The 3,925-nt window shown below is 46.7% G+C and carries 2 protein-coding genes; both read right to left on the bottom strand.

Annotation, left to right across the window (positions count from 1 at the left end):
* Window positions 1-1,096: RagB/SusD family nutrient uptake outer membrane protein (locus VFS25_RS01590; RefSeq protein WP_326460360.1), on the bottom strand; the 1,096-nt coding region annotated here is incomplete at its 3' end.
* 151 nt (window positions 1,097-1,247) lie between these two features.
* Window positions 1,248-3,925, bottom strand: a 2,678-nt coding sequence (locus tag VFS25_RS01585; RefSeq protein ID WP_326460359.1) for a SusC/RagA family TonB-linked outer membrane protein, incomplete at its 5' end; no start/stop codon positions are given.

The following is a 3,925-nucleotide window of genomic DNA, read 5'->3' as shown; positions in this document are numbered from 1 at the left end:
CCGCACGTTCGCGGATGTAGTTCAGATCGTTTATTGCGCCCTGCGGGTTATCCAGGTGCGCGCGGGCCTCTGCCCTTATAAGGTATTGTTCTGCGAGCCGCAATACCATTGAATACTCGGTAATATCCGCATCAACTTTCTTTTTGTATTTATACGCGAAGTAATACACCTGCGAGGCGCCTAATGCAATGCTATCCACCCAGTTACGGCGGCGCCTGTCCCCGGCTTCAAAGGCCTGCAGCATATACCGGCTTAATACGGTAGAGTTAAACTCTTCTGTTACAGGCGCCTGGGTGAGTATAAAATTCCTGCCTTCCCAGGTATTCACTCCCGGATTATTAGGCATCAGCTGCCAGATGGCCTCCCGGCTGGTTTTCAGGAACACGTTGTTCAGGGAATCTTCCAGCTGGTATATACCCTGGTTGATTACAGTTGTTGATAATGCCGCCGCCTGCTCCCAGTTACCGGTGTACAGGTACACCCGCGCCAGCAAGGCAGTGGCGGCCCATTTATTGGGACGCACCCTTTCCGCTGTTGGCTGTATGGCTACGTATTCTTCTCTCAAAAGCTCTTGCGCCTGCTGCAGATCGGCAATAATGTTTTCATATACCGTTAATACCGGCTGCCGGTAGCTGGTAATATTTTTTTGATAATCAGTTGTTTTCAGGTAAGGAATGTCGCCGAATAAATTGGTTAAATAAAAATGGCAAAAGGCCCTTATAAACAAAGCTTCTCCCTGCAGCTGTTTCTGCACATCAGGTGAAACATTGGCTGTTGAGAGGGCAAGCCCCTCCATTAATGCATTGGCGGCGTAAATATACTTATAGCCTTCATCCCATAACTGGTGCTCAATAGCATCGTTATTGGTATTGAGGCTGTTTTCATAAAACTCCCTTGGCACGGTTAAGCTCGAATAATTTTCCAGCTCATCTGCAGATAAAGCACTTAGAAAAGTAACGCTCCTGGTAGCGCCGCTGGCAAATCCCTGTCCATTCATCATTTCGCCATAAATACCTATTACGGTAGAAGTAGCGTTCAGGTCACTGGTAAATATGGTTCCGGGTGTTGTTTCCGTAGGCGGTACCTGTACTTCCAATAGCTTTTTACAACCGGATGTGATTATACATAGTATTAACAGATAGCCGGCCAATAATCTGTTCTTCCAGCAATTAACTGGAGAACATTGCTTTAAGGTTGGCAGCCGGTTTATTAGTTGCATTTATTAGAGTCAGTTTAAAATATTCCCTTTAAAGTCCTAGTTGTATGCCAAACGTCCATACGCGCAACGGCGGATATACTTCATGATTTACTGCTGCTACTTCTGGATCACGGCCTTTGTAGCGGGTAAAGGTCAGCAGGTTTTGTCCCTGCAGGTAGCACCGAACGCTTCTCAAATGCGCACTCCGCATCCAATTACCAGGTAATTGGTAACTGAGGCTTACATTTTTCAGCCGTATATAGGAAGCATCTTCAATAGCGCCGTCGCTTTGCTGCATATTACTGTAAGCCTGGTAAACTTCTGTTAGCGCTTGTGTATACTGCTGTGTTGTTTTATTATCGCCTTTGTGCTGCCAACGGTCGTCTACAGCTATCGGCTTATTTCTGTTCATACCAGGAGCTGGACCATTATACAGGTAGCTGAAACGGTTTTGCTTAACAAACTGGAAAAATACATCCAACTGCAAGCCCTTGTAGTTGATACTATTTTGCAAGCCACCATAATAAAAAGGGCCCAGTGGTTTTGTAAAAGCATAATCCGGTGAAAACGCTACGAGCTTGTCATTCCCATCCACATCTGTAAAGCCATATAAACCATCGTCATTAATCCCTGTATAATGGAACCCCTTGTATACATTCAACGACTGTCCTATAGAATAAAACCTGTTATAAGGTGTGTTCTCTAAATTTGGAAATGCTAACAGCTTGTTGCGGGGAATACTGATATTGAAAGACGTGCTCCAGGTAAAATACCGGCTTTTTATATTCTGCGTGTTTAATTCAAACTCCCACCCGGTATTTTCTACCAAGGCAGGATAATTATCAACAATGGTATTAAAGCCGCTTAAACCGGAAATAGGCGCATTTACCAGCTGTTTGGATGAGCGGTTGTTATAATAGCTGGCCCGGAGCAGCAGCTGATCGTTCCTGAAACCCAGCTCCAGGCCTACTTCTGCTTTATTGCTTAGCTCCCATCCATAGTTGGCGTTGTATAAGCGCGTAGGTAACAACCCCGCATACCCCTGGTAAGGAGATGAGAACGAATAGGTGGCATAATAACCGTAATCTGCTATCTGATCGTTACCCGTACGGCCGTAGCTGGCCCTGAGCTTGCCAAAGCTCAGGAAGGGCAGTGCCTGAGATACCCAGGGCTCATTGGAAAATATCCAGGCTGCACCTACTGATCCAAAATTGGCCATTTGCCTGCCAGGGCCAAAACGGCTGGAACCATCGCGCCGGGCAGTAAGATTCAGGATGTATTTGCCTTTCCAGTTGTATTTTAAACGCCCGAATAATGCATTATAACGGTACTGATAATAACTATTTCCAAGAGGATAGATAGTTGATGCAGCTGTTTTGTTCTCAATTAAAGCATCGTTCGTATATCCATAAGCAAAAACACCTTCCTGGTTACGAGTTTCCTGCTGTAGAGTAGCCCCTACCAGTGCCTCCAGGCGGCCGTTCCATATTTCATGATCATAGGTAAGCTGTGGTTCTATAATCCAACTTTTACTGGTACCATCTCCAAAATTTGTGTTCCCCACCTGATTGAATGCTGGATTGTAGGCACGTGTTGGATTCGGCTGCAACTCATGCATTTGCATCAAATTATACCCCACACTTGTTTTTATCTGCAGGCCATCTAATATCCAGTAGCTTAGTATAGCATTGGTCATCAGGTTGCTGGTGTTGGCCTTATATACTTTTAGAAAATTAGCCATAGGGTTTAAGAAGGTGCTACGCTCCCAGTTTAATTTACCATCTTGCGTATAAATTTCAGGCGTATTGGGGGTGGTTATCGCATAGGTTGTCATATCAATGGAAGGCAGGTAATTCCTGTCTGCCACATAGCTGGTATTTAAAACGATCCTGCCCCTGTTGTTTGGTGAATTCATTTGGAGATTAACACGCGCAGAAGCTTTCTGGTAGTTAAAATCTGAAGGGTACACCGTGCTTTCCTTGTGATAGCCGGCGCTGATGCGTGCCTGCACAATAGAGTCACCGCCGGCAAAGGCCAGCTGCGCATCTGTAAGGTGCGCGGTGCCGCCCAGCAATACCTTTTGCCAGTTGGTATACCGGGTAGTGTCCCAGGCGCCATTCACATCGTAATCGAATAAACCCGGATCCGCATGATCATTCTTAAATGCCTCCCGGCGCATTTGCAGGTACTGCTGCGTATTCATATACTGCACACCGTGCGCCATTTTACCCATACCCGTATAAATGTTGGCGTCCAGGGTCATTTTCTGGCGTTTAGCAGATTTGGTAGTAATTAATATCACCCCGTTGGCGCCACGGGAACCGTAAATAGCAGTAGCATCCGCGTCCTTCAGCACATCAATGCTGGCGATGTCGGCCACATTGATCATATTCAGCGGGTTGGAACCGGCCAGCGGACTAATAGCAACACCATCCTCCATTATGTTATCCAGGGATAATGAGGTACCTGGAAATGGCACGCCATCTACAATATATAACGGGCTGTTACCTGCGGCAATACTGTTACGGCCACGGAGCTCCACTTTTGTATAGCTGCCCGGCAGGCCTGAGGATTGGGTAATATTTAAGCCCGGTACCCTGCCCTGCAAGGCCAGCAGGGGATCTGTCACGGGTTGCTGGGCAATATCCCTGGAGGTAATCCGGCTCACCGCACCGGTCAGGTCGCGGCGGGTACTGGTGCCGTAGGCAATTATCAATACTTCATCCA

Source organism: Chitinophaga sp. (genome assembly GCF_035761305.1).
Classification (GTDB): Bacteria; Bacteroidota; Bacteroidia; order Chitinophagales; family Chitinophagaceae; genus Chitinophaga.
The sequence above is the reverse complement of the archived record's forward strand: the minus strand, read 5'-3'. Positions and strand labels throughout refer to the sequence as shown.